1 protein-coding gene is annotated in these 396 nt (G+C 66.7%); it reads left to right on the top strand.

Annotated features, from left to right (window positions below):
* The coding region (locus DBR22_RS22520) for a trimeric intracellular cation channel family protein (RefSeq protein WP_258229408.1) at positions 1–396 on the top strand (396 nt) is incomplete at both ends.

The raw sequence follows: 396 nt of genomic DNA, 5'->3' as shown, positions 1-396 counted from the left end.
GCGACCTCATCCTCAACAGCGGCCCGCCCGCCGCCTTCACCAATCCCGCCTACCTGTTCCCGCCGCTGCTGGCCACCGTTCTGGTCTACTTCCTATACACCAGCGTTAGGCGTTTCAAGTCGCTGCTGACCCTGTTCGACGCCGGCGGGCTGGCCCTCTTCTGCATGACCGGAACGGTCAAGGCCCTGGCTGTGGGCATGCACCCCGTGGCTGCGGTGCTGCTGGGCGTGATGACGGCGGTGGGCGGCGGGCTGCTGCGGGACGTCACAGCCAACGAGGTGCCGGAACTCTTCAACCCGAAGGACATCTACGCCCTGCCCGCGTTCCTGGGGTCTGCGCTGACCGCCATTCTGTGGGTTGCCGGCGCCTTTAACGTTCTCTCGGCAGCCGGCATCG

This window comes from Arthrobacter sp. HMWF013 (assembly GCF_003061105.1).
GTDB lineage: Bacteria > Actinomycetota > Actinomycetes > Actinomycetales > Micrococcaceae > Arthrobacter.
Note: the sequence above shows the minus strand (reverse complement) of the source record. Positions and strands in the feature narration are given on the sequence as shown.